Source organism: Streptomyces diastatochromogenes, assembly GCF_002242805.1.
In the GTDB taxonomy this organism is placed as follows: Bacteria; Actinomycetota; Actinomycetes; order Streptomycetales; family Streptomycetaceae; genus Streptomyces; species Streptomyces diastatochromogenes.
The window spans coordinates 94,720-121,098 of the sequence record NZ_MCGQ01000029.1 but is presented as its reverse complement, the minus strand read 5'-3'; the positions used below and the strand labels follow the sequence as shown (position 1 = coordinate 121,098).

The window sequence follows — 26,379 nt, the reverse complement described above, 5'->3', positions numbered from 1 at the left end:
ATCTTGCCATGTCCAAGGTCCTCACCTCCCTCCCCACCGGCGAGCGCGTCGGTATCGCCTTCTCCGGCGGGCTCGACACCTCGGTCGCCGTTGCCTGGATGCGGGACAAGGGTGCCGTCCCGTGCACCTACACCGCCGACATCGGTCAGTACGACGAGCTCGACATCGAGTCGGTGCCCGGCCGCGCCTTCGCCTACGGCGCCGAGATCGCCCGCCTCGTCGACTGCCGTGCCGCGCTGGTCGAGGAAGGCCTGGCGGCGCTCGCCTGCGGCGCGTTCCACATCCGGTCGGGCGGGCGCCCGTACTTCAACACCACGCCGCTGGGGCGTGCCGTGACCGGCACGCTGCTGGTGCGGGCCATGCTCGAGGACGGCGTCCAGATCTGGGGCGACGGCTCCACCTTCAAGGGCAACGACATCGAGCGGTTCTACCGGTACGGGCTGCTCGCCAACCCGCACCTGCGGATCTACAAGCCCTGGCTGGACGCCGACTTCGTCACGGAGCTGGGCGGCCGCAAGGAGATGTCGGAGTGGCTGCTCGCGCACGGGCTGCCGTACCGGGACTCGACGGAGAAGGCGTACTCCACGGACGCCAACATCTGGGGTGCCACGCACGAGGCCAAGACCCTGGAGCACCTCGACACCGGCATCGAGACCGTCGACCCGATCATGGGTGTGCGGTTCTGGGACCCGTCGGTGGAGATCGCCACGGAGGACGTGACGGTCGGCTTCGACCAGGGCCGCCCGGTCACCATCAACGGCAAGGAGTTCGCCTCCCCGGTCGACCTCGTCATGGAGGCCAACGCGATCGGCGGCCGGCACGGGCTCGGCATGTCCGACCAGATCGAGAACCGGATCATCGAGGCGAAGAGCCGCGGCATCTACGAGGCGCCCGGCATGGCGCTGCTGCACATCGTCTACGAGCGCCTGGTCAATGCGATCCACAACGAGGACACCGTGGCCGCGTACCACAACGAGGGCCGGCGCCTCGGCCGGCTGCTCTACGAGGGCCGCTGGCTGGACCCGCAGGCGCTGATGGTGCGCGAGTCGCTGCAGCGCTGGGTCGGCGCGGCGATCACCGGTGAGGTGACCGTGCGGCTGCGGCGCGGCGAGGACTACTCGGTCCTCGACACCCGGGGCCCGGCGCTCAGCTACCACCCGGACAAGCTCTCCATGGAGCGGACCGAGGACTCGGCGTTCGGCCCGGTGGACCGGATCGGCCAGCTCACCATGCGGAACCTGGACATCGCCGACTCCCGTGCCCGGCTGGAGCAGTACGCGGCCCTGGGTCTGGTCGGCACCGACCACCCGGCCCCGATCGGCGCGGCCCAGGCGGCCTCGACCGGTCTGATCGGCGCCATGGACCAGGGTGGCGCCGAGGCGATCGCCTCGCGTGGCGAGGCCACGGAAGAGGAGACGATGCTCGACCGCGCCGCGATGGAGTCCGGCACGGACTGACCCCGCGGTCGTACGTACTCAGCAGTGGGCCCCGGCGGATTCCGTTCCGCCGGGGCCCACCGCCGTTCGCCGTCTACTGCTGCGCCGCGTGCCGGCCGCCCCCGCGCCGGCCCCTGCCCCGGCGGGTGCGCAGGGTCGCCGGGAACACCAGGCCGCCGAGCAGGCCGAGGGCGAGGACGTACGGCCACCAGCCGAAGCCGTCGGCCGCGGTGTTCGCGGTCCGGGTGGCCACGGCACTCGGACCGGCGGCGGCCTTGGTGTGGGCGCCGGGGGCGCGGCTCGCGCCGGTCGCGGTCAGGACGACGTCGTTGCCGTCGCCGCCGTTGTAGCGGATCCGGTAGTCGGTGTCGGCGAGCTTGAGCTTGGCGCCCTCCGGCAGACCGTCGAAGGCGCCCGTGGTCCGGGAGCGGCCGCCGTGCTCGACGACGGTGATCTCGGGCGCCGGGGCGGTCCCGGCGGCGGACATGTCGAGGGACCCGGCGAGACGCAGCCCGCCCGTCACCTTCAACGGCCGTTCCCGCAGGACGAGTTCGCCCTTCGCGTGCTGTGTGCAGTCCCCGGTCACCGTCAGACCGCCGGTCACCAGGCCGTCGTTGGTCACGGCACCCCGCACCGTGCCTTTACCGGAGAGCGAGGTGGCCACCCGCAGCCCCGAGGTGCCCGCGTCGAGCCGCGCGCCCGCCGACGTGAGCCTGATCGCCCTGCTGTGCAGCAGGGTCGCCCCGGAGCGCAGGGCCAGCGTGCCCTTCGCGACGGTCGTCGTCCCGGTGTACGTCACGGCGTCGCCCGTGAGCGTGGTCGTCGCGGCGCCCGACTGGACCAGCGCGCCGCTCCCGCCGACCTGGGCCAGCCGCACGGGGGTCGAGACGTTCCGCACGAACAGGGTCCCGTCGTTCACGATCCGCCGGCCCGCCGTCCCCGTCATCAGGGAGCCGTCGCCGCCCTTCGCGCCCGAGCCCAGCCGCAGCGCCGCGCCCTTCCCGACGGTCGTCGAGCCGTCGTAGTACTGCGCGGCCGCGAAGGTCACGTCGTTGCCGCGCGTCCCCGCGATCACCACGTCCCCGGCGCCGGGCGCGGCCAGCGTGTCGTGGTACCTGCCGCCGCCGATGGGGGCGCCCAGCGTCACCGGGCCGTTGTAGTCGAAGGTCAGCCGGGATCGTCGACCGCTGGCGGAATGCAGGTTGATGTATACGGTATCCCGCGTACCCGGCATGAAGATCCGGTGCGTGGTCCCGTCGCCCCACTGCACATCGGCACCCTCGATGTTCGTACCCCGCTTGTTCAACTGGTGCGGAACGGCACGCCAGTTCAGGGCCGGGATGCTGAGCGAGGGGTGAGTGTCGCCGCCTCGGTCGCTGTAGCTGTACTGCCCGGTGAGCACCACCTTGCTGCCCGGCCGGGTGTGGACGTTGATGTCGCTGCCGTATTCCCGCTGGTAGAAGTCCTGCCGCAGGGTGATCGTCTGGTACAGCGGGGTGTCGATGATCCACGAGCCCTGGTTGAGGATCGCGCGGGCCCGGGGCAGCGCCACCGGGAACTCGGGGCGGCCCACGGCCATCCCGGTGCCGTTGTCGATGACCCCGGAGAAGGGGTGGGTGCCGGCGAGGTCGAGGGTGCCCCACATGTTGCGGGGCTGGGTGACCAGGCCCGAGCCGCTGATGGTGCCGATGTTGAAGGTGCGGGTCAGGGACAGGCGGAGGGTGCCGTCGACGCGGACGTTGAGCTGGTTCAGCTGGTAGCCGGGGGTGTTGTAGGGGAAGTGGCCGATCAGGCCGGTGCCGCCGCCGGTACCGTACTGCAGGGTGGCACCGCTTTCGACCGTGATCGCGGGCGGGTCGGGGTTGGTCACGGTGGTGTAGGGGTGGTTGCCGCCCTGGGTGCGCACGACCTGCCGCTGCCGGGACTTCGGCAGCGTGAAGTCGCTGTCCTTGGTGAGGATCAGCGTGCCGCCGCCGCGCACGGTGAGCGTGCCCTCGCCGTGGAAGACGCCGTCGTACGTGGTCGTCCCCGACGGGACGGTGACCACCGCGTCTCCGGTGAGCGTCACGTCCCGCCCCGCGAGGACGTCGGCGGTCACGTCCTGGGTGCCGGCCGCGGCGGAAGGGGAGGGAGCGCCGATCGTGAAGGCGACCGCCGCGAGGGCGCCTACGGCCGCTGCTGTCCTGTGGGTTTGGGTGCGCACGACTGGGAGACGTACGGACCTGCCGACGGATAACAGAAAATCGGAACCCGTTAGAAATCGCTTACCCCCTTGTCCGTCAGACCCGTTGACCTCCTGGTTGCTCACCCTTACCTTTTCGGCGTTCGGAATGACAGATGGTGTTCGTAATATCGAACCGCCTCGAACCCCCTCGCTTCCCCACCGAGAGGCAATCCGCATGAGCCGCGACCCCCACCACCTTCCCCAGCCCCCCACTCGCCGCCTGCTGTTGAAGGGCGCCGCGGCCGCCGGCGCCCTGGCGGCCACCTCCGCGACCCCCGCACTCGCGTCCCCGACCCCGTCCACCTCCCGCGAGACGGCCCCCTTCGTGAACCCCCTCGTCCTCCAGCGGGCCGACCCCCACATCACCCGCCACACCGACGGCCGGTACTACTTCACCGCGACCGCCCCCGAGTACGACCGCATCATCCTGCGCCGCTCCCGCACCCTGAACGGGCTTTCCACGGCCCCCGAGTCGGTCATCTGGCGGGCGCACGCCACGGGCCCGATGGGCGCGCACATCTGGGCGCCGGAGCTGCACCGGATCGGCGGCAAGTGGTACATCTACTTCGCCTCCGCGCCCGCCGAGGACGTGTGGGCGATCCGCATCTGGGTGCTGGAGAACGCCAACCCCGATCCCTTCCAGGGGACTTGGGTGGAGCGGGGGCAGATCAAGACCGCCTGGGAGACCTTCTCCCTGGACGCCACCACCTTCAAGCACCGCGGCACCCGCTACCTCGTCTGGGCCCAGCACGAGCCCGGCATGGACAACAACACCGCGCTGTGGATATCGAGGATGGCCAACCCCTGGACGCTCACCGGACCCCAAGTCCGGCTGTCCACACCGGAGTTCGACTGGGAGTGCGTCGGCTACAAGGTCAACGAGGGCCCGTACGTCCTCCAGCGCCACGGCCGTGTCTTCCTCACCTACTCGGCCAGCGCCACCGACTACCACTACTGCATGGGCCTGCTCACCGCCGACGCCGACAGCGACCTGATGAACGCGGCGAGCTGGTCCAAGTCCCCGACCCCGGTCTTCACCAGCAACGACACGACGAAGCAGTACGGGCCCGGCCACAACTGCTTCACAGTCGCCGAGGACGGGCACAGCGACGTCCTCGTCTACCACGCCCGCCAGTACAAGGAGATCACCGGCGACCCGCTGCACGACCCCAACCGCCACACCCGCATCCAGAAGCTCGGCTGGAAGCCGGACGGCACCCCGGACTTCGGCATCCCCGTCGCCGACACGGTGAAGGAGAGTGTGTGAGATGAGACGCGCGTACGCCATCCTGCTCGCCCTGTGCTGTGCGCTCGCCGCCGCCCTGGTGACCGCCGGACCCGCCCAGGCGGCACCGCAGACGATCACCAACGGCACCCAGTTCACGGACACTTCGGGCAACCCCGTGCACGCGCACGGCGGCGGGGCCATCAAGGTCGGCTCCTACTACTACTGGTTCGGCGAGGACCGCAACTCCGACAACACCTTCCGCTCCGTGGACGCCTACCGCTCCACCGACCTGAAGAGCTGGGAGTTCCGCGGCCGCGTCCTGTCCCAGTCCTCCGCCACCGAGCTGGCCACCGCCTACATCGAGCGCCCCAAGGTCATCTACAACGCGTCCACCGGCAAGTTCGTCATGTGGATGCACAAGGAGAACGGCGTCGACTACAGCGAGGCCCGCGCCGCCGTCGCCGTCTCCGACACCGTCGACGGCACCTACACCTACCAGGGCAGCTTCCGGCCGCTCGGCCAGTACATGTCCCGCGACCTGACCACCTTCGTCGACACCGACGGCACCGCCTACATGGTCTCGGCCGCGAACGAGAACTACGACCTGCACATCTACAGGCTGACCGCCGACTACACCGGCATCGAGAGCCGGCTCGCCAACCCCTGGCCCGGCGGCCACCGCGAGGCACCGGCCCTCTTCAAGCGGGGCGGCGTGTACTTCATGCTGACTTCGGGTGCCACCGGCTGGAACCCCAACCAGCAGCAGTACGCCACCGCCACCTCCCTCGCCGGCCCCTGGACCGCGTGGACGAACATCGGCGACACCACCGCCTACGGCTCCCAGACCGCCTACGTCCTTCCCGTGCAGGGCAGTTCGGGCACCTCGTACCTGTACATGGGCGACCGCTGGGGCAACTCCTTCGGCGGCACGGTCAACGACTCCCGGTACGTGTGGCTGCCGCTCACCTTCCCGACGTCCACCTCGATGTCCATGTCCTGGTCCCCGGAGGTCGCGGTCGACACCGCCGCCGGCACGGTCACCGGCACGAGCGCCACGTACAACACCCTGGTCGCACGGCACAGCTCCAAGTGTGCCGACGTACCGGGCCAGTCCCTCTGGCAGGGCGCCGCGATCAGCCAGTACACCTGCAACGGCGGCGCCAACCAGAAGTGGTGGTTCAAGGACCTGGGCAACGGCTACTACGAGCTGATGGGCCGGGGCAGCTCCCTGTGCCTGCAGGAGAACGCCTCCGACGTCACCCAGGAGAACTGCACCGGCGCCACCACCCAGCAGTGGTCGCTCGTCACCTCCGGCTCGTACGTGAACCTCAAGGCCCGCGCGAGCGGCGAGTGCCTGGACGTGTCCGGTGCGTCCACCGCCAACTCCGCCGCGATCATCACGTACAGCTGCAACGGCGGGACCAACCAGCAGTGGACACGGGGGAGTTGAGTGCCACAGCTGTCCGTGCCTCTGAAATCACCTCGCCCGTAATCGCCTCGTCCGGTACGGTCGCGGGAGTTCCCAGGCTGAGAGCAGGTTTCTTGATGGCATGTCGTATCGGTGAGCTGGTGCTCGGTTGCCGCGACCCCGAACTGCTGGCGCAGTTCTGGTGCGAGGTCCTGGGCTACGTCGTGGTCGGCCGCGAGGAGGGCTGCGTGGAGATCGGGACGCCGGAAGGGTTCGGCGGTCCGCAGCCCACGATCTTCTTCAGCGTCCGGGACGAGCCGGAGCCGGGGAAGTCCCGGCTGCACATCGACGTCAACCCCACCGACCGCGACCAGGACGCCGAGCTCGAACGCCTCCTGAAGCTCGGTGCCCGCCGGGCCGACATCGGCCAGACCGGGGACGAGCAGTGGCATGTCCTGGCCGACCCCGAGGGCAATGAGTTCTGCCTGCTCAAGGCCCGCATCAAGCCGCTCTGACGTGCGTGAGGTCTCCGGCGGAGGGTTCATCGACCAAGAAGAACCCGAACACCGGAGACCTCGTGGCCACCCTCACTCCTGCGTCGCCTTCAGCGCCGAGAGAGTCAAGGTCACCATCTCCCCGATCGTGACCGCTTCCATGACGCCTTCCTCGTCCAGAACGACGCCGAAGCACCGCTCGATGACGCCCACGGCTTCGAGCACCGTCAGTGAATCGGCCGCGATCTCCACCAGAGGCACGTCCAGCACCAGCTCCACTTCACGCTGTCTGACCTCCATCTGCTGTGCGAAGATCGCGACCACCTCGTCCCGCACCTCACGCTCGTACGGATTCAGCAGCGACCGCTGCCGGGACGCGAGGACCCAGAGGGCGTGCACCTCGGGCAGGACCTCCTGAGGCGACGTGCCCGGAGCGCGCGCCGCGAGGATCTCGACCAGCGCGTCGACGGTGTCCCACGGCGGAAGCCGCGGCTCGGTGAAGGCGTCGTGCAGGCGGGTGCGGGAGATCCGCTTCTGCAGCAGGCGGTGCATGATCTCCAGACTCGGCTGCCCCGCGATCAGATGCAGTGCGTGGAGGGCGTCGTTGAGATCGCGCAACCGGCCCGCCGGCAGAGACGGCTTCTTGAACTGGCCCGGAACACCCACCCTGTTCCCCCGTCCGGTTGTGTCGGCTGCCGTAGGAATTCGTCCGTACGGCCGCCGGGTGGGACGACAGTAATGCACATGAGCGTCACTCACATCCTGGCCGCCCTCGGAGGACTCAGTGTGATCCTCGCGGCGGCATCCCGTCTCCCCGACGCAACCGCAGACGTGCTCCGCGGCTGCGTCGGTCTCGTCCACGCCGTCCACGAACTACGGGCCGCCTGGCGTCAGTCCGACCCCGAGGGCGAGCCTCCCGGCCGAGCCGGCCGACGGGATCGCCGGCTCGCCGTCAGGCCAGCAGATCGATCGCGTCGACCGCCGTGCCCGCGCTGAGATAACCCGTCGTCCCCGAACCGCTCACCACGTTGATCTTCAGCACGTTGTACTGGCTGGTGTCCGTCAGCCAGGCGCTCGCCGGGATGCTGTAGGTGAACGTGTAGTTGTTGCCCCGGTAGGAGCCCACGGTCAGCGAGCGGGTGCTCGGCTGGGTGGGCGGGGAGGGGATCGCCGAGGTCCAGGTGTCGTTGACGGTGATCTGCGGCCGGCCGTTGGCGTAGGCCGTCGTCACGCCGATCCGCAGGGTGTGCGCGGCGGCGGCCTGGGCGGCGGTCAGCTTGAAGTAGACCAGCAGACCGCTGTTGACGTCCTTCCAGAGGTACGCGGGGAAGGCGGAGGTCTCGCTGCCGCTGCCGATCACCACGTTGCCGGTCCAGGAGGCGGCCCGTATGTCGGACGGATGCGCGTACGTCATCAGGTCCGCGTTCTTGAAGCCGCTCGGGGTGCCGTTCCAGTCGCCGATCCGCCAGATCGCGCTCGCGTTGGAGGGGTCGTTGGACGAGGAGATGGTGATCGTGTTGAGGGTCGTCGTCGATCCTGCGGATACGGTCACCTGTGTACTGTATACAGCCAACTCTCCCTTGTAGACGGTCAGCGTGTATGCACCCGGCAGTACACCGCCGACCGAGAAGTACCCGTCCGACGAACGCGCCGTACCCCAGTACTGCGCCCCCGAGTTTGCGAGCCCCACCGTGTACGGGTACGCCGTGTTCCGCCCGGCGATGCCCACGCCCGCCACCCGGCCCCGCCCGCCCGCGCCGACGTACCCGGAGATGCCGAGCGAGTCCGCCCACGAGGTGGTGAGGTTCGCGGGGTACAGCGAGGAGGAGGGCGCCCCGCCGTCCGTGAACGCGATGACGTACGGGCCCTGGAGGCCGAAGCGCTGGTCCTCCGTCTGGTTCTCGCCGTAGTAGAGGATCTCGTACAGGCCGCCGCCGTCGGCGCTCTGGTGGCGTAGCAGCGAGCGGTAGAACGGGCCGCCGGAGGCCTTCTCGTGGTTGCTGCGCACGATCCACAGGCCGACGCTGCCGGTCGTCCAGCCGATGTAGTCGTAGTCGATGACCCGGAGCTTCGAGTAGTGCTTGGACCGGGTCTGCCCGTCGGACTTCGCGAACACGTCCGAGGCCTCGATGGTGCTGGTCGTGTACGTGTAGGAGTCCGGCTCGTCGTTGAGGAACAGCCCCGCCTTGACCCGCACGATGTAACGGGTCGCGGAGACGGAGGTGTCCGCCTTGTTGGTCCACAGGTAGACGTTGTTCTCGCCGCTGCGGGCCGCGTAGTAGTGCTTGAGGGTGCCGTACGCGACCGAGATCAGGATCGTCGAGCCGGACTGGGCGATCGTCACGGTCGAGGTGCCGAGGCCCGATTCGACGTGCGAGTTCTTGCCGCCGTAGCCCTGGTACTCGGTGCCCTTGTAGACCAGTGAGGTCAGGTCGCCGTTGGTCTTGCTGACCTTGAAGACGAGGTTCGCGCCGGTGTCGACGACGTAGTGGGAGCCGTCGTCCGACCAGCCGAAGCCGGCGGCCGAGGCGGCAGGCGCGAGCGGACCGGCGAGGGCCGCGGATCCGGCGGCGGCCGCGGCGCCGAGCACGAAGGTACGGCGTCCGACCGAACTGCTCTCAGATGCGGACATGGGGGTGCCTCCTTCGGAAGCGAGTGGGGTGCGGGTGTTGGCAGGGTGGCAGTTGAATCGATTTCGCGAAAGGGCTTTCGCTTGCGGAAGGTTGGCAGTCTTGTGAAATCACTCCAGGGGCTAGAAAGCGCTTGCCAAAGGCGGTACGGTCCAGCCGCCACCTTGTCGGCGTGGACGGAGGAGCCCCGAGTGAGACGTTTCAGCATCGCCCTGCTGGCGGCGGTCACCCTGAGCGGCGCGCTGTCGGCCGTACCCGCGCAGGCGCACGACCGGCATCCGCCCCTCGGCATCGACCACTGCACCGCGACCGCCTGCCACTTCGACGTCCCGCCCGGCACGTACGACGTCCGGGTGACCCTCGGCGGCGAAGCGGCGTCGAGCACGAGCATCGGCGGCGAGACCCGCCGCTCCCTGCTCCCGGAGACCGCCGTCGACGCCGGCGAGCGGGTCACGCGCAGCTTCACCGTGAACGTCCGCACCCCCGAGGGCGAACCGACCGGCCCCGACGGCACCCCCGGCCTCGACCTCACCCTCGGCGGCTCCGCCCCCGCCCTCGCCGGCATCCGGGTCACCCCGGCCCGGCACGCCCGGCAGATCATCCTGATCGGCGACTCCACGGTCTGCGACCAGCCCGGCGACCCGTACTCCGGCTGGGGCCAGCAGCTCCCGCAGTACCTGCGCAGGGGACTGTCCGTCGCCAACTACGCGGACTCCGGGGAGAGTACGGTCACCTACCTGCAGAACCCGCAGCTGTGGGCCACCGTCCAGCCGCTGATCCGGCCCGGCGACCTCGTCCTCGTGCAGCTCGCCCACAACGACAAGACCACCGACGAGGCGACCTACCGGGCGAACCTGGAGACCCTGGTGGCGGGCATCCGGGACCGGGGCGGCGAGCCGGTGCTCGTGACCCCGATCGTGCGCCGCTGGTTCAACGCCGACGGCACCCTGAACAACAACACCGCCCTGCTGGTCAACGGCCTCGGCGTCGACCACCCGGCCGTCATCCGCTCCGTCGCCGCAGCGGAGAAGGTCCCGCTGATCGACCTCACGGCGAAGACGAAGGCGCTGGTGGAGTCGCTCGGCGTCGAAGGCTCCAAGGCCCTGTACCTCTACAACGAGAAGCGGGACAACACGCACACCTCCGTGCACGGCGCCACCGTCTACGCGGGGCTGGTCCGCGACGAACTCCTCGCCCAGCATCTGGTGCCGGAGGGCAGAGTGCGGGTGGGATGAACTCCTGGGGCGCCTCGACCGGAACCGGGGCGTCCCAGGACCGCCCAAAGCGGGGCGCGCGCCCTAGGCTCGCCGGTCGCCGGTCGCCGGTCGCCGGTCGCCGGTCGCCGGTCGCCGGTCGCCGGTCGCCGGTAGACGGTAAACGGTAAACGGTAAACGGTAAACGGTAAACGGTAAACGGTGAACGGTAGCTGGTAGACGGTAGACGGTAGACGGAAGCCCCAGGGCCACCGGACCCGGGCGCCCCGGGCCCGTCAGGAAAGGAAAGCCACCCGCCGTGATCGAACTGCCCGCCGACGACCGCTCCGCGAGCCCGTACACCGGCTACACCCGCGCCCACTGGGAGGCCGCGGCCGACGCCCTGCTCGCCGCCGTCGAGCCCTACGCCACCACCGACCGCGCCCTCTACCACCTCCCCGGTGACCACGTGAGCCACGCGGGCCACCTCTCCGACGGCCTGGAGGGCTACGCCCGGACCCTGCTGCTGGCCGCCTTCCGCCGGGACGAGACCGTGCTCGGCCGCTACGCCGAGGGCCTCGCGACCGGCCCCGGCGGAGTCTGGCCCGAGATCGCCGACCGCAGCCAGCCGCTCGTCGAAGCCGCCTCCATCGCCCTCGCCCTGCGGCTGACCCGCCCCCTGCTGTGGGACCGCCTGGACCAGCCGGTCCGCGAGCGGACGGCGGCCTGGCTGACGGACGCGCTGACCGCCGAACCCTGGCCCTGCAACTGGGAGTTGTTCCCGGTCACCGTCGGCGGCTTCCTCGCGGAGATCGGCCACGCACCCGAGGCGGCCCGCAAGGCGATCGACCGCGGCCTCGCGCGCATCGAGGACTGGTACGTCGGCGACGGCTGGTACACCGACGGCGACGGCCGCAAGTACGACTACTACAACGGCTGGGCCATGCACCTCTACCCGGTGCTGCACGCCTGGCTGGCCGACGACGCCGAGCTGCTGGAGCTGTACGGCGCCCGGCTCGAACGCCATCTCTCCGACTACGCCCGCCTGTTCGGCGGCGACGGAGCCCCCCTGCACCAGGGCCGCTCACTCACGTACCGGTTCGCGACCACGGCCCCGCTGTGGCTGGGCGCGCTCACGGGTCGTACGCCCCTGGCGGCGGGCGAGACACGGCGGCTGGCCTCCGGAGCGCTCAAGTACTTCCTTGACCGGGGCGCCGTGGACTCCCACGGCCTGCTGACCCTCGGCTGGCACGGCCCGGACGAGGCCGTCCTGCAGACCTACTCGGGGCCGGCGTCCCCGTACTGGGCGAGCAAGGGCTTCCTTGGGCTCCTGCTGCCGCCGGACCACGAGGTGTGGACGGCCGCCGAGGAGCCGGGCCCGGCGGAGCGCGCCGACGCGGTGACGTCGATCGCGGGCCCCAACTGGCTGCTGCAGTCGACCCGTTCGGACGGCGTGGTCCGCCTCCACAACCACGGCAGCGAGGACATCCGCTACGACCCGTACTACACGCGCTTCGCGTACTCCACGGTCACCCGGCCCCTCGGGTCGCCGCCCGACAACATCGTCATGGTCGACGGCGACCCGATCCGCACGGGAATCGTGCCACTGGGCGTGGGGGAGGGCTGGGCGGCCTCCCGGTACACGGTGGGCTCCGGGGTGGAGGTGACCAGCCTTGTCGTGGCCGACGGCGCGGTGGAGGTGCGGGCCCATCTGGTGGCGGGGGCGGACCCCGGCACCGAGGTGCACATCACCGGCTGGGTGCCGTGGGAGGACGAGCAGGCCGAACTCGTCCCGGTCCACGGCCTGTCGGACGGCTTCGCCCCCTCCGGCACGACCGGCGCCACCCCCACCCTGTTCGTGGCCCTGGCCCGCCTCACCGCGGAACCCGACCCCCTGCCCCTCCGGGACCTGGTGACCGTGGAAGTGCGGGGCGACTACGACCTGAGCGTCCGCTGGGCCTCGGGAGGGGTCAGGCAGTTCCGTTTCACGGCTTCAGACGGGCGATCCGCAGGGTCGTCGTGGTCGGTGACGCCCCGGTGAGCGGGGTGGCGTAGGTCGGGGTGACGGGCGCGTAGGCCCAGGTGAGGGAGCCGTCCTGGAGGACCGCGATGTCACCGGTGATCCGCGCGCTCACCACCTTGTCGGCGCTCGCGAACTTGCCGTTCCAGTCGACGAGTCGGAGGTGGGTGCCCGTGAAGGTGCCGGTGCAGGTGCCCGCCGAGCACTTGGCGTTCTTCAGGGACTCCCAGGACAGCAGCAGCTTGTCCTTGCCGTACGGGGTGAGGTGCACGTTGACGTGCTCGGTGCCCTTGGTGTTCGACAGGTAGACCGCCTTGCCGGGACCGGAGTTGCGGTTCTTGAGGAAGGCGATCGCCACCTGGTGGGTGCTGGTCTTCGGGGTGACCGTCCAGCCGCGGCCGCTGGAGTCGTCCGGGTTCTTCTTGGCGGAGGCGGCGCCCCGCGAGGCGAAGGCGGTCGCGTAGCGGCCGGAGGCGGACTTCACCAAGTCACCGGTGCGGCTCGGGAACGTACCCCCGCAGTACCCCGCCCAGCACTGCTCGCGCTGCACCACCGGAGCCTCGTCCGGGGCGCCGATCCCGGTGGAGACGAACAGTCCCGAGCGCCAGTCGTCGAAGCAGAGGGAGGTGAACGCGCCGGAGGACTCGGCGTGCAGCGCTATGCCCTCGTTGTGGCTGCAGCCCCAGCCCCAACCGCCGCTGAGCTTGGCGCCCTTGGCGCTGATGTACGACAGCTTGTCGCCGTAGTGCCCGTCCGCGAAGCCGCCCGCGCCGTGGACGACGAAGTAGGCGCCGTACTTGGTGCCGTTCCAGGTGAGCTGGCCGTCCAGGGTCGGGGCGGTGTCGTGGGAGGCGGTGCCGGTGAGCTTGGTGCGCCAGGTCTGCTTGCCGCCGGTGTAGCGGACGATGGCGGCGGCCGTCTCGTTCCACTTGTTGCTGTCGGAGACCCGGGTGAGGAGCGCGAAGCCGTCGTTGTGCGCGACCAGGCCGCCGACCTCCTTGGTGCCCTTGACGACCGTGTCCGCGCCGGAGCGCTTCCCGGCCGCCGTGAGCGGGGTGACATGGACGCCGTTCGCGGCCGGCCAGGCGACCCGCAGGGTGCCGTTCGGGGCGACCGCGGTGGCCGTGCGGTTCCACTCGCGGGTGTTGTTGTAACCCGCGGACAGGTACGGGTACTTGGCGCTCAGGCTCACGGCGGTGCTGGTCACCGTGAGGTCGGGGGTGCTGGTCGTCGCGGCCCCGGCGGTCGCGTACCACGCCCCGGCGAGCACCCCGGCCGCCGCCAGGGCGCCGATCGCGGGCTTGCGGGCCAGCCGGACCCGGCGGTGGCGTGTCGTGCGTCGTGCAGATGTCATGCCCTTCGGTGGCCGCCGGGCCGCGAAAGGTTGCCAAACTCGTTTTCCATTTCCGGGGGCGCCCACCAGAATCCGAGGCATGACTTCCAAGATCCGGCACGTGACGATCGACTGCGCCGACGCCTACGCCCTCGGCAGCTTCTGGTCCCAGGTCCTGGGCCAGCCCCTGCACGAGGACGACAATCCGGGGGATCCGGAGGCTCTGATCGAGGGCGCCGGCCTGCTCTTCGTGACCGTGCCGGAACCCAAGACCCTCAAGAACCGCGTCCACCTGGACCTCCAGCCGCAGGACCGCACCCGTGACGAGGAGGTCGAGCGGCTGCTCGCCCTCGGCGCCACCCTGGTCGACGACCACCGCAAGCCCGACGGCACCGGCTGGGCGCTCCTCGCCGACCCCGAGGGCAACGAGTTCTGTGTGGAGCGCAGCGCGGCGGAGCGCGGGAAGTAAGACAGCCCCCTCCCGCCTGGGGAGGGGGCTCCTCCGGTGATCCTCAGACGCTCAGACGCTCAGACGCCCAGCGCCACGCACGTCACGGCCACCCAGCCGTCGTGGCCGTTGATCCGGACGGTCATCCACTCGGTGCTGGTGATGCCGCACGCCTTGTACCGCTGGCGGTTCACGGAGCCCTCGCCGAGGCTGCCGCACGGCAGCTTGCCCTTGGCGGCGATGGTGCCGATGACCGAGTACGTCGTCCCGGCCCCGCTGCGCACGTTCAGCTCGGAGCCGGAGGTGTTGTAGACGTGACAGCTGAACGCGGCGGCGGAAGCGGTCTTCGTGGTGGCCTGCGCGGGCGAGGCGCCGGCCGGGGCGATCGCGAACGCCGTGGCGCCGATGAGCGAAGCGGTGACGGTCGCGGCCTTCAGAGAGAGATGCACTGTTCCCCGATTCATTTGTTGCATGGTCATCGGCACCTTACAACGGCTAATACAACGAGGTGGATCGGCCCTTGGTGGCCATGTCCGGGGCGGTAGTTGGGCCTGTCGCCGACGGAAACCAGGTGGGGGTTCGGCTTACTACCTGGGTAGGGTCGGGCAATGCCCGAGCTGAAGCGGCTGCATGCCGGCCATGCCCCGGCGGTCCTGGCCTTCGAGCTGGCGAACCGCGCCTACTTCGCCGCCTCGGTCTCCGACCGCGGCGACGACTTCTTCGACCAGTTCGCCGACCGGTTCAACGCCTTGCTGGCCGAGCAGGAGGCCGGCATCTGTGCCTTCCACGTGCTCGTGGCCGAAGACGGCTCGGTACTCGGCAGGTTCAATCTGGTCGACATCGAGGACCATACTGCGGAACTCGGCTACCGGGTCGCGCAGCACGTCGCCGGCCACGGCGTGGCGACCGCGACCGTCCGGGAGCTGTGTCGGCTGGCGGGGGCCCGGCATGGGCTGCGCACACTGCGGGCGGCGACCACCCACCAGAATGTCGCGTCCCAGCACGTGCTGGCCAAAGCCGGCTTCGTCCCCGTCGGGCCCGCCGACCCGGCCCACCTCGGCGGTAAGCCAGGGACCTGGTATCAGTGCGACCTGGTGCTCCAGCCGTACGGTGCGATCGTGCCGGGGGCCGGCTGAGGCACCGCACAGATCCTGTTCTGTGCGGAGCGCAGTGCGGCGGAGCGCGGGGAGGAGGATCCGGGACAGCTGGTCCGCACAGTTCGGCCGGCGCCGAAACGACCCGCGCCTACCGTGGGCGTATGACCGCAGAGCCTGCCGTGACACCCTTCGCCGCACTCCACCACCGCCCCGGCGAGCCGCTGCTCCTGCCCAACGCCTGGGACCACGCCTCGGCCGCCGCCCTCGCGGCCCACGGCTATCCCGCGATCGGCACGACCAGTCTCGCCGTGGCGGCGGCCGTCGGACTGCCCGACGGCGAGGCCGCGACCCGCGACCACACCCTGCGCCTCGCCCTCACCCTCGGCTCGGAGCCGTACCTGCTCTCCGCCGACGCCGAGGACGGCTTCTCCGACGACCCGGATGAAGTCGCTGACCTGGCCCGGCAGTTGTGGGCCGTCGGCGTCGTCGGCATCAACTTGGAGGACGGGCTCGGGCCGGCCGCCCGCCAGGCCGCGAAGATTGCCGCGGTGAAGGCGGCCGTGCCCGGTCTGTTCGTCAACGCCCGTACGGACACGTACTGGCTGGGCGACGGCGACGAGACGGACACCCTGCGCCGCCTCGACGCCTACCAACAGGCGGGCGCCGACGGGGTGTTCGTGCCGGGGCTGACCGACCCCGCCCGGATCGACGCCCTCGTCCGGCGCGTCGACGCCCCGCTCAACATCCTGTACTCGCCCGCCGGACCCACCGTGCCCCGGCTCGCCGACCTCGGCGTCCGCCGGGTCAGCCTCGGCTCGCTGCTCTACCGGCGGGCGCTGGGCGCGGCCCTGGACGCGGTGTCGGACATCGCCGCCGGGCGGGTGCCGGGCGGTACGACACCCTCCTACGACGAGGTGCGTGCGCTGGAGAGGAGTGTTTCGGCGAGGACGTCGGCGAACTCCACGGGGTGATCCAGGGTGCCGATATGCCCGCCCGGGAACTCCATCAACCGACTGCCGAAGCGGTCGGCGAGCAACTCGCCCGTGTTGTAGAGGAGTTGTCCGCGTGAGTCGGCGCCGACCGCGAGGGTGAGACGGTGCTCGGGGGCGGTGAGGGAGGGAAGGTGGGCGGAGAACGGGCGCAGGACGTGGGCGAGGAAGACTCCCATCGGGGTTGCGTCGGCGCCCTCGGCGGGCGGCCGTCCGGGGCCGTCCAGCTGACCGATCAGCTCCTCCCGCCGCTCCCGGCCGTCCGGCAGCACTGTCACACACGGCGGCTCGTGCGCCACCACGTGCGCCAGCCGCCGCGGGTGCCGGGCGAGCAGGTCGAGGACGGCGATGCCGCCGGAGCTGGTCCCGAACACGTACGCCTGCTCGTCCGGGGGCAGCACCGCCTCCAGTGCCCGGTGCGCCCCCTCGCTCCAGTCCGCCGGCCGCTGGTCCGGGACCGGCAGGCCGAGCCGGCCGTGGGCGAGGCCCAGCGGGTCGTACGTCACCACGGTGAAGCGCTGCGCCAGCCGCTCGGTGAGCGGTCCGAGCCCCATGGGGTGCCCGGCACCGCCCGGCACGAGCAGCAGGACGGGACCGCTGCCCGTGACGTCGTAGGAGTCGTAGGAGTCGTAGGACAGGGACTCAGTCATCGTTCTTCCGCTCCCGGGGCCAGTGCGTGAGGGTGAGGTGCAGGGCTTCGACCGCCTTGTCCCAGGAGGCCTGCACGCCGCGGGCCGCGCCGAAGCCGCCCGTGGACTCAAGGGCGCAGTAGCCGTGGAAGGTGCTGCGCAGCAGACGGACGGCGTCCGTCAGATCCGGCTCGTCCAGATCGTAGGCGCGCAGCATGCCGTAGGTGATCTCGGCCGTGCGGCGCATGGCGGGGGAGTCGGCGATCAGGGCCTGGTCGATGCGGATCTGGGTGGCCGCGTACCGGCCCGGGTGGTCCAGCGCGTACGCCCGGTACGCGCCCGCGAACGCGGCCAGCGCGTCCGGCCCGGCCCGGCCCGCCACGGCCGCCGCGATCCGGTCGATCAGCTCGCCGCCCGCGTGCAGGGCGAGCCGGGTGCGCAGGTCGTTCAGGTTGCGGACGTGCGAGTACAGGCTCGCGTCCTTCACCCCGAAGTGCCGGGCCAGCGCGGACAGGCTGACGTTCTCGAAGCCCGCCTCGTCGGCGAGGTCGGCGGCGGCCGCGACCAGTCGGTCGACGGTGAGTCCCGCACGGGCCATCTGACACCTCCTCCTTGGTCACCTAGGGGGAATCCTAGGGGATCTAGGTTCAGGTGGTCACTCAGGCACGGCACCGCCTGCCGCCGCCGGCGGCCAACTGCACGTCCTCCGCCCTCACACGCAGGGCATGGCGGGACGTGTCCTTGCCCCGGGCCGGGTCCGGATCCCAGAGCCAGACGGTGTCACCGCTCGCCTGGAAGACGAGGACCGGGTGGGTCGTCGGTACCGGCCCGTTGATGACGGGAATCTTCGGGTTGAGCGGTGCGACGCAGACGAGTTCGCCCCGGATGCCGAAGTACGCGGCCGGGTAGCGCTTCCCGGCGGTGGCGTCCGCGATCGTTCGGTCGGCGGCATGGTCCACGCCGGTCAGCGCCTCGATCGCCACGGACAGGACCGCGACCAGCACCATCAGCGGCAGGACCCATCGCACGAGTCCGCTCGCCCCCGTCTGGAGGTTGAAGTGACGGGCCCAGCCGCCCAGCGCGACCAGCACCAGCGAACACGCCACGGCCAGCCCCAGCGGCCGCAGCGCCACGGCGTACTGCCAGTAGAAGGCCACATGCACCGAGTCGGCCGGGACCCCGAAGCGCTCCTCCAGGTACATGGAGTGCAGATACGACCCGGCCCACGGCAGCACGAACGGCAACGGCGCCGCGAGTACGGGCAGGAACCACTGCATGTTGCGGCTGAACCAGGACTCGCTCAGGGCGTACCACAGGCCGAAGACCGTGAAGCCGAGGAGCAGGGTGAGGAGAATCCCGGCGAACTGTCTGGACAGTCCACCCGGTTGGGAGTCCCCCCAGATGAACCCGAAGGCGGTCAGGCCCCAGACCAGGGCCACGCCGATCCCGAGCCGGACGAGCCACGGCCGGGGCTCGTTGGCGGACACCCACGTACCCACCGGCCAGCACATACCGAGCGGCCAGACCAGTGCCAGGAACCGCCAGGGCGTGTTCGACGCCCCAAGGGTGATCCCGCACGCGAGACTCACGAGTACGACCACACCGATGACGGCGAACTGCAGCGCCTTCCGGTGTCGATCCATCGATCCGTCGCGCGGCCGGGGACCGATCGCCCTACGGACGTCGTGCGCATCGGGGTCGAACGGCGCCCCGCCGAGGTTCCGCCCGTTCAACTCGGCGAGCGCGCGGTCGCGTTGCTCTTCCGTGTACTCGCCGCGCAGATGCAGCGTATGGCGTACGTCCCACCCGCCGACGGCTATCCAGTGCTCGGCGAGCCACCGCAGAGCGGGGCTCGCGCCGTCCGGCACCTTGTGATGGACGTGGTACGTCGTGTTCGGCTCGGCGGGCTTGGGCCGTACGAGCTTGGCCTCGCGCACCCAGACGTCCAGCTTCCGCCGGGCGGCGAGTGTCGTCACCTGCTCGCTTGCCATCGACCTGGCGGTCAAGCGGGAGCCCCGGAGCGGGACTTCGACGATCAGCGCCGAGTATCCGTCGTCCGCGCTGACCGCGTCGCCGTCCCGCGCCGGGCGAACCCGCCATCCCTGAGCGGCGAACACACTCTCCGCCAGCTCCAGTTCGTCATGGTCGTCACGTACTTCGACGACCAGCCGCACCCGGCGGTTGAAAGGCTCCGACCTCACCCGCGGCCGCGAGCGGCGAACGCCAGGAACTCCGTCCAGGAGGCCGGGGTGAGGGCGAGCTGGGGGCCGGTGGTGTTCTTGGAGTCGCGGACGTGGATGGTGGTGGGGCAGGTAGCGACTTCGATGCAGTCGCCGGAGCTGTCGCCGCTGTAGCTGCTCTTGAACCAGGCCAGTTCGGTGGTGCTCATAGCGCTCCTCGAATCCGCTCCAGCAGGCTCCGGGTGTCCTCCGGGGTCAGAGCCTGTGAGCGAAGTTTCGCATAACGCATGTGGAGTGCGCTGATCGTGTTCGGCTTGACGATGAACTGGCCGTTTTCCTGCCCCTCGGAGTAGGCGAACCACTCGTTCTCGGGGGTCTCCAGCAGTTGGACGGGGCCGTTCAGGCCGGCGTGGAACCCGCGGGACATCGGCATCACCTGGAACTCTACGTTGCGCGGTTCCGTTGCCTCCAGGATGTGCTCGATCTGCTCACGCATGACGTCCGCGCCGCCGGTGAGCCGCCGGAGTACGTGCTCCTCGACGATGAAGCTGAACAACGTGTTGGGTCGGTCCTTGAGCAGCGTCTGGCGCTCAAGTCGGGCCGACACCTGGGCCTCGATCTCCGAGTCGCTGAACATCGGGATCCGCTCGCTGAACAGCGTCCGCGCGTACGCCTCCGTCTGCAGCAGCCCCGGAACAAACCGGTTCTCCCACGTGTACAGACTGATCGCCTGCTCCTCCAGCTCCGCCCACTGCCGGAACCACGAAGCCAGCCCCTTCTCCCTGGTCGCGTGCTTGTACACCTCCTTCAACACACCGAACGCGTCCAGGACTTCCTCCGCCCGCTCCACGAACACCCGGGGCGGAAACCGCCGCCCCTGCTCGATGGAAGCGATCGTCCCCGGCTGGTACCCGACCAGCGGCGCGTACTGCTCCTGCGTGTAACCCGCCCGCCTGCGAAAGGCCTTGTGTGCCGCGCCGAACGCCTTCAGGCTGTCGGACGGCTCGGGCTCGTTGGTGGTCTGCTCGATGCTGATGGTGCTGTCGGTCATGTCGACCAAGGGTCACGGAACGTCACGGTGACTGTCCAGAGCGTGAACTCGTACAGTGCGTAGCGTACGAGTTCTGTCGCTGGTCGACTCCCGTGCCCGGCGGGACGGTTGGGGCATGCAACGTACGTTCACCCAGCTCTTCAGCGCGACACCGCACGGCGCCCGGCGGGCGCGGCACCTGGTGGCGAACCGGATGGATGTATGGGGGTTCGCACATGGGAGCAAGGTGAGCGACACCGTCACGCTCGTCGCCGCCGAACTCGCCGCGAACGCCGTACGACACGGACGGGTCCGGGGGCGCGGTTTCCGCGTGCGGTTGCTGCTGAAGGGGGATGTCGTGCGCGTGGAGGTGCTGGACGCGCGTGTGGAGCGGCTCCCCATGCGGGCGCAGGGGGAGCCGGACGAGGGTGGGCGGGGGCTGTTGATGGTCGAGGTGCTGGCGGAGAAGTGGGGCGTGGAACTCCGCCCGGACGGCGTGTACAAGACGGTCTGGGCGGACGTCCCGCTCAGCTGATCGGCGCGTACAGCACCCCGAGCTTGTCGATCTCGTCGCCGGAGCGGCCGGTGAAGCCGACGATCTGCCAGCCGGACGGCGCGGTGAAGGTGACGGTGTCCGTGGTCGCCGTACCGGTGGACAGGGTGCGCCCCTTGTCGGTGCCGAAGGCGGCCGAGAAGATCCGGGTACGGCCGTCCTTCTGGCCCTCCGTCAGCTTCGCCGAGGTGAGGTGCTCACCGGAGGCCAGGGTCAGGGAGGTCGCCGTACCGCCCGTGCCGCCGTGGGTGAGGACCGTGCCGCCGTCGTGGGTGAGGGAGACCGCGTCCAGGCGGGCGTCGCCGCGCAGGGTGAGTGTGCGGGGGGCGAGGGTGGACGGGAGGTCGTCGGCGTCGTTGAAGGCCGTGCCGTGCGGGCCGCCGAAGAAGTCGCTCGCGTGGAGCTTCGTGTTGAGGGTGTACGAGAAGTCGACGGTGTGCGGGAAGTGGTCGGAGAGGTTCCCGCCGGACGAGTCCAGGAACTTCGCCCACTCGTCGTTGTAGCGGGTGGCCGTCAGGTTCACCAGGTTGCTGCCGCGGTAGAGGACCTTGTCGACCACCTCGCAGTCGTTCGTCGGGGCCGATGTCGGGCAGAGCAGCGGGTCGGCGCCCTGGGTGGGAGCCGTACCGCCCTTCACCAGCTTCACCCACGCGTCGGTCAGCCCGTTGTCGTCGACGAGCGTGCGGATGTTGTCGCCGGCGCGGGTGTAGCGGGTGTTGGTGTCGCCCATGACGATCACCGCGTTGCCCGCGGAGTTGGCCTTGATGAAGGCCGACACCTGGGCGATGTTGGCGCGGCGGGCGGCGAGGGCGTCGTCGGTGTCGTCGGCGTTGGGGTGCAGGTTGTACAGGTCGACGAAGACACCCTCGGCCAGGCGCACCCGGGCGAGGGTGAAGCCCTTGGGGGTCAGGCAGTTGGTGCCGGTGCAGTTGTTCCACTTGACCCGCTCGAAGTCCTCGAAGGGGTACTTCGAGAGGGTGTTGAGCCCGTCGCCGATGCCCGCGCCGCCGCTGGTGGCCGTGCGGTACGGGTGGTTGTCGCCCGCGTACAGCGCCGCGTGGTAGTTGAAGTCCTCCTGCACGTTCACGATGTCGTACCCCGCCAACCGCGGTGAAATCAGCGGGGTGTTGGTGGCCGGATGGCTGGAGCTGAGGCCCTCCGGGAGTCCGGCCACGTTGTACGTGAGCACGTTGAACGTGCCGGAGGGCGCGGCCTGGGCGGTGCCGGTGGAGGCGCTGAGCCCGGCGAAGGCCAGGGCGCCCGCCGTGAGGGCGGTGAGGAGTCGTCTCATGGGTCGCATGGGGACCATGCTCATGCCAACCTGTTTGATTTTGAAGGATAGTTGCGAAAATTGTTCAATATCAGTGCGTGACGTGAGAGTTGCCTCTCGATCCGGCGGCAGCCGATGATGAAAAGCCGCCGACGACTGATCTCGCCCGCGGATGCGGCGGGCGCTACCCGTCAGTGGATGTGGGGACCGCTCGGCCGGCGTTCCTTGTCGCGCATCGACTCTCGTTGTCGCCAGGCACCGGGTGGTTCGCCGTGGTGGCGGCGGAAGGCGGCTGCGAATGCGTAGGGCGAGCTGTAGCCGACGTTCCTGGCGATGCTCGCCATGCCGAGTTCGCCCGTGCGCAGGTGGTCGCGGGCGAGGGCCATGCGCCAGTCGGTCAGGTACTGCATGGGCGTCTGGCCGAGTGCCTCGTGGAAGGTGCGTGCGAAGGCGGCCCGGGACAGGCCGCTGAGCGCTGCGAGTTCGGGGACGGACCAGGGGTGGCCGGCGTCCTCGTGCATGGCCTGGAGCGCGGGGCTCAGACGGGGGTCGGCGGAGGCGCGGTACCAGCGGGGTGCGTTCGGGCTGCGGCGGAAGTCGCTGCGGATGGCGAGTACCAGGAGGACGTCGAGGAGTCGGTCGAGCACGGTGGGCTGGCCCGGTTCGGGGTTGGCCAGCTCGTGGGAGAGCAGGGCGATCACGTCCCTCAGTGGATCGCCGACGGCCGCTTGCAGGGTCAGGACCTGCGGCAGGGCTTCGAGCAGCCCGGTGCCGATGTCGCCGGAGAACCGGTAGGCGCCGCAGAGGAACACGGTCGCCCCGGGGTTGTCGGACTCCCCGTCGTGGGCGTGCCGGGTCCGGAACTCCTCCGGTTCGAGGCAATCGGTGCCGGGCTCGTGGCCGATGTAGTGGTCGGTGCCGCCGCGTACGAGGGTCACCTCCCCGGGCACGAGCTCCACCGCGCGGCCCGGGTCGTCGGCGTCGAACCACAGCCATCCCCGGCCCCGGACGACCGTGTGCACGGACAGCTGGATCGTGCCGGCCAGCCGCAGCCCCCACGGGGGCTCGGCGACCGTACGGGCGAACACCGCGCCGCCGGCGCGAGCCCGCGCAAGGTGATCACGCAGTAGGTCCATACGACCAGTATCAGCAGGGCGATCGCGGCAGGCAATGATCAGAGCGTTTGACGTAAAAGAACGAGCGATTCACACATTGATCCGCTCCCATGGCCTCTCGCACGATGAAGTCATGACCGAATCACCGCAGACCACGCTCGTTCTCGGCGGCACCGGCCGCACCGGCTCGCTCCTGGCGAAGAGGCTCGTCGAGCGGGGGCACAGCGCCCGTACCGCGGCCCGTCACGGCGCCGACGTGCTGTTCGACTGGGACAACCCGGCCACCCACGCCGACGCCCTGGCCGGCGTCGACAGCCTCTACCTCGTCACGCCCGTCATGCGGGTCGCGTACGCCGACCAGGTCGCGGCCTTCCTCGACCTCGCCGAGGCCGCCGGCGTGCGCCACGTCACCTACCTGAGCACCTACGGCGCCGACGACACCCCGCCGCAGATCGACATCAAGGCCGTCGAGGCCGACCTGGCCGCCCGAACGGCCATCACCCACTCCGTCGTGCGCCCGGCCTGGGTGATGCAGAACTTCGCCGACGCCCACCTGCCCGTCATCAACGGGGCGATCACGGTCCCCACCGGCAGCGGCACGGAAGCCTTCGTCGACGCGGCCGACATCGCCGCCGTCGCGGCCGAGACGCTGCTCGCCCCCGAGGTCCATGCCGGGGCCTCCTACGCGCCCACCGGGCCGCAGGCCCTCACGGTCGGTGAAGTCGCCGACATCATCACCGCCGTGACCGGCCGGTCCGTCACGCACCAGGACCTCGACCCCGAGGCCTGGATCGGCGGCGCCGTCGCCGCCGGAATCGTGCCCGCCGAGTACGCGGTGATGCTCCGGTGGCTGACCGGCACCATCATCACCGGTCACGGCTCCACGCCCAACGACGACATCGAGAAGGTCACCGGCCAGAAGGCGACCACCTTCCGCGAGTTCGTGCGGCGCAACGCCCACGCCTGGACCGCAACGGCGGCCGTGTGACCATGTCCAGTGAGAACGCAATCGAGAACCTTGCGGATTTCGCAGCCCTGGACCCGTTCTTCCGGATCATCCAGAAGGGCCTCGCGGGCCTGGTCGACGGGGAGCATTTCTTCGACCTCCTGGCGGAGGACGTCGTGACCGAATACGTGGTCTCCGTCCCCGGCTACCCGCGCCGAGTCGAGGGACGGCGCGCGGTCGCCGACCTGTACCGCAACTACGGCGACGCGATGGTCCTGGCCGGCGCGGACGAGCTGGCAGTCCACCACGACACCGACAAGTCCGTGGTCGTCCTGGAGTACGCCGTGCACGGGCGGGCGGTCCACACCGGACGCGCCTACGACAACCACTTCGTCTCCGTGATCACCATCAAGGACCGCCAGGTGACGCACTGGCGCGACTACCTCGACCCCGTCGCCGTCTTCCGAGCCCTCGGCTGGCCGGCAGAGCCTCACTGACGGGGCGGGCTCCGGCTCGGCCGCGCAGAGGAAGTCGGCGGCCTTGCCGTCATCCGTTCACCCCCGTGTAGTGCCCGAGACTCCACCGCCACAGGAACCGGGAGAGCAGATACGCGACCAGGCCCACCAGTGGCGAGGCCGCTGCCAGCCAGTACGGCGCACCGGTCGTGTGGCCGTGGCCGGTCAGGACCGCGGCCGGGAAGTAGGCGACGAAGGCGAGTGGGAGGCCGTAGGTCAGGAGGCCGCCCACCGCCCTCGGGAGCACGTTCAGCGGGTAGCTGCCGAAGGTGCCGAGGAGTTCCTCCAGCCAGCGGCCCCAGTAGTCGGCGGCCGGGAAGCGCAGGGAGGCGGAGGCCACCGCCGTGAACAGGGCCGCCTCCAGGAGGAGGCCGCCGAGGATCGCCGCGATCAGGTACGAGATCCGGCCCGCCGTCCAGTCCAGGTGACTGCGGCCGAGCGCGCCCACCATCAGGCCCATGGCCACCGTGAGGTCGCCGATCGCGTTCGTGGGGAAGTACTGCAACTGGACCTGGCGGTAGACCGGCATGGGGCGCAGGAGATACGCGTCGATCCTGCCCTCCTGGATGGACCGGCCCAGACCGTGCACCCGTCCGAGGAACAGCACGAACAGGCCGTGGGCCAGCATCCGGGTCGCGGGGATCAGCAGCACGTCCGAGGTGTCCCAGCCGCCCATCCCGGTGAACCGGGTCAGCAGCACTGTCGCGAAGACGATCACCGACACCTGCCAGATCGCGCCGATCGCGATGTTCATCAGGAACTCGGTGCGGTACTCCAGCTGGGCACGGAAGTTGAGGCACGTGATGCGCCAGGCGGTGCGGACGGCGTTCACCGGCATCAGCCTCCTTGGGAGATGACACGGCGACCCGCGCGCCGCCACAGGTACCGGGTGAGGAGGGACAGGGCCACCACCCAGCCCGCCTGCACGGCGAGTTGGAAGCCCGCGTCCGACAGGGAGATGCGGCCCACGTACAGGGACAGCGGCACGCTGAGCGTGGCCTGGAAGGGCAGGAACGAGCTGAGCGTCACGAACCAGTCCGGGAAGAACCACAGCGGGGCGTACACCCCCGACAGCAGGTTCTGCGCGAAGACCAGGATCATCAGGGCGACATCGTTGCGCAGCGTCCAGAAGCACAGCTGGTCGGTGAGCAGCATGACGTAGTGCATGACCCACTGGCCGAGCAGGAGGCTCAGCGCGAACACCCCTGCCACGGCCGCTGACTTGGGGGGTTCCACCACTCCGGCCGCCAGGCAGACCGCGTATCCGGCCAGCGCCCACGTCAGGCCGTACAGCTGCTCGCCCAGGGCGCGCAGCGTGTAGTAGCGGTGCGGCGGCAGCGGGCGCAGGTACCAGTAGACGATCGTGCCGAAGTGCACGTGCTGCTGCACGGTGTCCCGGCCCGTGTGCTGGTCCAACTCCCGCAGCCGGGAGGCGAGTACGGCCAGGACGGCGTACGTCACCGCCTGGTCGCGGCCGAGCCCGGCCGTCGTACCGGTGTGCGCGTACAGCCCCCGCCACAGGGACGCCACCAGGACGACCTGCACGGCCAGCCGGAGCAGGGCCGCCGTGATGCGGGGCGGGGAGTTCAGCTCGCCGAGCGGGGTGACCCGGGCGGCGCGCCAGGCATGCGGGACGGCCAT

Annotated in this window: 26 protein-coding genes; 12 read left to right on the top strand and 14 right to left on the bottom strand. The window is 70.2% G+C overall.

Annotated elements, in window-relative coordinates:
• Positions 1–8: 8 nt before the first annotated feature.
• Positions 9–1,457: an argininosuccinate synthase gene (argG, locus tag BEK98_RS30585; protein WP_094219948.1), complete on the top strand. Its 1,449-nt coding sequence runs from the start codon at positions 9–11 to the stop codon at positions 1,455–1,457.
• A gap of 73 nt (positions 1,458–1,530) precedes the next feature.
• On the opposite strand, the gene BEK98_RS30580 is transcribed toward argG, so the two are convergent.
• Entirely contained in the window at positions 1,531–3,639 is a 2,109-nt protein-coding gene (locus tag BEK98_RS30580; protein WP_094219947.1) for an autotransporter, read from the bottom strand.
• 196 nt (positions 3,640–3,835) lie between these two features.
• On the opposite strand from BEK98_RS30580, the gene BEK98_RS30575 reads away from it, so the two are divergent.
• From BEK98_RS30575 to BEK98_RS30565, 3 genes are all read left to right on the top strand, one after another.
• A complete protein-coding gene (locus BEK98_RS30575) occupies positions 3,836–4,927 on the top strand; it encodes a glycoside hydrolase family 43 protein (protein ID WP_094219946.1) in 1,092 nt (363 codons plus the stop codon).
• Between the two features lies 1 nt (position 4,928).
• On the top strand, positions 4,929–6,338 hold the full coding sequence (locus BEK98_RS30570; protein ID WP_094219945.1) for an RICIN domain-containing protein: 1,410 nt from the start codon (positions 4,929–4,931) through the stop codon (positions 6,336–6,338).
• A 95-nt stretch (positions 6,339–6,433) separates the two neighbouring features.
• Entirely contained in the window at positions 6,434–6,811 is a 378-nt protein-coding gene (locus tag BEK98_RS30565) for a VOC family protein (RefSeq protein WP_054228059.1), read from the top strand.
• A gap of 72 nt (positions 6,812–6,883) precedes the next feature.
• Here the strand turns inward: BEK98_RS30565 and BEK98_RS30560 are convergent, their stop codons facing one another.
• Entirely contained in the window at positions 6,884–7,651 is a 768-nt protein-coding gene (locus tag BEK98_RS30560; RefSeq protein WP_143684186.1) for an acyl carrier protein, read from the bottom strand.
• A gap of 91 nt (positions 7,652–7,742) precedes the next feature.
• A complete protein-coding gene (locus tag BEK98_RS30555) occupies positions 7,743–9,422 on the bottom strand; it encodes a rhamnogalacturonan lyase B N-terminal domain-containing protein (RefSeq protein ID WP_094219943.1) in 1,680 nt (559 codons plus the stop codon).
• A gap of 189 nt (positions 9,423–9,611) precedes the next feature.
• On the opposite strand from BEK98_RS30555, the gene BEK98_RS30550 reads away from it, so the two are divergent.
• The gene (locus BEK98_RS30550; RefSeq protein ID WP_094219942.1) at positions 9,612–10,655 is read left to right on the top strand and encodes a rhamnogalacturonan acetylesterase; all 1,044 of its coding nucleotides are present in this window, start codon (positions 9,612–9,614) and stop codon (positions 10,653–10,655) included.
• 280 nt (positions 10,656–10,935) lie between these two features.
• Entirely contained in the window at positions 10,936–12,654 is a 1,719-nt protein-coding gene (locus BEK98_RS30540) for a DUF2264 domain-containing protein (RefSeq protein WP_208643281.1), read from the top strand.
• Here BEK98_RS30540 and BEK98_RS30535 read toward each other — a convergent pair.
• Positions 12,599–13,987, bottom strand: coding sequence for a hypothetical protein (locus BEK98_RS30535; RefSeq protein WP_094219940.1), 1,389 nt, complete (start codon positions 13,985–13,987; stop codon positions 12,599–12,601). The genes BEK98_RS30540 and BEK98_RS30535 overlap by 56 nt on opposite strands.
• 79 nt (positions 13,988–14,066) lie before the next feature.
• On the opposite strand from BEK98_RS30535, the gene BEK98_RS48680 reads away from it, so the two are divergent.
• Entirely contained in the window at positions 14,067–14,435 is a 369-nt protein-coding gene (locus BEK98_RS48680; protein ID WP_094219939.1) for a VOC family protein, read from the top strand.
• A 59-nt stretch (positions 14,436–14,494) separates the two neighbouring features.
• On the opposite strand, the gene BEK98_RS30525 is transcribed toward BEK98_RS48680, so the two are convergent.
• Positions 14,495–14,878, bottom strand: coding sequence for an SH3 domain-containing protein (locus BEK98_RS30525; RefSeq protein WP_143684184.1), 384 nt, complete (start codon positions 14,876–14,878; stop codon positions 14,495–14,497).
• Positions 14,879–15,022: 144 nt separating this feature from the next.
• Between BEK98_RS30525 and BEK98_RS30520 the strand changes: the two genes are divergently transcribed.
• Together BEK98_RS30520 and BEK98_RS30515 are read left to right on the top strand one after the other, a co-directional pair.
• Positions 15,023–15,550: a GNAT family N-acetyltransferase gene (locus BEK98_RS30520; RefSeq protein WP_094219937.1), complete on the top strand. Its 528-nt coding sequence runs from the start codon at positions 15,023–15,025 to the stop codon at positions 15,548–15,550.
• A 122-nt stretch (positions 15,551–15,672) separates the two neighbouring features.
• Positions 15,673–16,482, top strand: a complete 810-nt coding sequence (locus tag BEK98_RS30515) for an isocitrate lyase/PEP mutase family protein (RefSeq protein WP_094219936.1) — start codon at positions 15,673–15,675, stop codon at positions 16,480–16,482.
• Here BEK98_RS30515 and BEK98_RS30510 read toward each other — a convergent pair.
• From BEK98_RS30510 to BEK98_RS30490, 5 genes are all read right to left on the bottom strand, one after another.
• Positions 16,416–17,150 (bottom strand): alpha/beta fold hydrolase, encoded by a 735-nt coding sequence (locus tag BEK98_RS30510; RefSeq protein ID WP_094219935.1) that lies wholly within the window; start codon positions 17,148–17,150, stop codon positions 16,416–16,418. The genes BEK98_RS30515 and BEK98_RS30510 overlap by 67 nt on opposite strands.
• Positions 17,143–17,727, bottom strand: a complete 585-nt coding sequence (locus BEK98_RS30505) for a TetR/AcrR family transcriptional regulator (RefSeq protein ID WP_094219934.1) — start codon at positions 17,725–17,727, stop codon at positions 17,143–17,145. Before BEK98_RS30505 ends, BEK98_RS30510 begins: the two co-directional genes overlap by 8 nt.
• A gap of 61 nt (positions 17,728–17,788) precedes the next feature.
• On the bottom strand, positions 17,789–19,330 hold the full coding sequence (locus BEK98_RS30500; RefSeq protein WP_094219933.1) for a hypothetical protein: 1,542 nt from the start codon (positions 19,328–19,330) through the stop codon (positions 17,789–17,791).
• Entirely contained in the window at positions 19,327–19,518 is a 192-nt protein-coding gene (locus tag BEK98_RS30495) for a DUF397 domain-containing protein (RefSeq protein ID WP_094219932.1), read from the bottom strand. The genes BEK98_RS30500 and BEK98_RS30495 overlap by 4 nt, the downstream gene beginning before the upstream one ends.
• The gene (locus BEK98_RS30490) at positions 19,515–20,360 is read right to left on the bottom strand and encodes a helix-turn-helix domain-containing protein (protein WP_094219931.1); all 846 of its coding nucleotides are present in this window, start codon (positions 20,358–20,360) and stop codon (positions 19,515–19,517) included. Before BEK98_RS30490 ends, BEK98_RS30495 begins: the two co-directional genes overlap by 4 nt.
• 115 nt (positions 20,361–20,475) lie before the next feature.
• Between BEK98_RS30490 and BEK98_RS30485 the strand changes: the two genes are divergently transcribed.
• A complete protein-coding gene (locus tag BEK98_RS30485; protein ID WP_094219930.1) occupies positions 20,476–20,874 on the top strand; it encodes an ATP-binding protein in 399 nt (132 codons plus the stop codon).
• Here BEK98_RS30485 and BEK98_RS30480 read toward each other — a convergent pair.
• Both BEK98_RS30480 and BEK98_RS30475 read right to left on the bottom strand, forming a co-directional pair.
• Positions 20,867–22,183 (bottom strand): jacalin-like lectin, encoded by a 1,317-nt coding sequence (locus BEK98_RS30480; protein WP_094219929.1) that lies wholly within the window; start codon positions 22,181–22,183, stop codon positions 20,867–20,869. The two genes, BEK98_RS30485 and BEK98_RS30480, sit on opposite strands and share 8 nt — an antisense overlap.
• Before the next feature lie 170 nt (positions 22,184–22,353).
• Positions 22,354–23,298, bottom strand: a complete 945-nt coding sequence (locus BEK98_RS30475; RefSeq protein ID WP_094219928.1) for an AraC family transcriptional regulator — start codon at positions 23,296–23,298, stop codon at positions 22,354–22,356.
• A gap of 112 nt (positions 23,299–23,410) precedes the next feature.
• Between BEK98_RS30475 and BEK98_RS30470 the strand changes: the two genes are divergently transcribed.
• Together BEK98_RS30470 and BEK98_RS30465 are read left to right on the top strand one after the other, a co-directional pair.
• On the top strand, positions 23,411–24,265 hold the full coding sequence (locus tag BEK98_RS30470) for an NmrA family NAD(P)-binding protein (protein WP_094219927.1): 855 nt from the start codon (positions 23,411–23,413) through the stop codon (positions 24,263–24,265).
• A 2-nt stretch (positions 24,266–24,267) separates the two neighbouring features.
• Positions 24,268–24,720: a nuclear transport factor 2 family protein gene (locus tag BEK98_RS30465; protein WP_167444295.1), complete on the top strand. Its 453-nt coding sequence runs from the start codon at positions 24,268–24,270 to the stop codon at positions 24,718–24,720.
• Between the two features lie 49 nt (positions 24,721–24,769).
• On the opposite strand, the gene BEK98_RS30460 is transcribed toward BEK98_RS30465, so the two are convergent.
• Together BEK98_RS30460 and BEK98_RS30455 are read right to left on the bottom strand one after the other, a co-directional pair.
• Positions 24,770–25,576: an ABC transporter permease gene (locus BEK98_RS30460; RefSeq protein ID WP_208643274.1), complete on the bottom strand. Its 807-nt coding sequence runs from the start codon at positions 25,574–25,576 to the stop codon at positions 24,770–24,772.
• Entirely contained in the window at positions 25,576–26,379 is an 804-nt protein-coding gene (locus tag BEK98_RS30455; protein WP_094219925.1) for an ABC transporter permease, read from the bottom strand. Before BEK98_RS30455 ends, BEK98_RS30460 begins: the two co-directional genes overlap by 1 nt.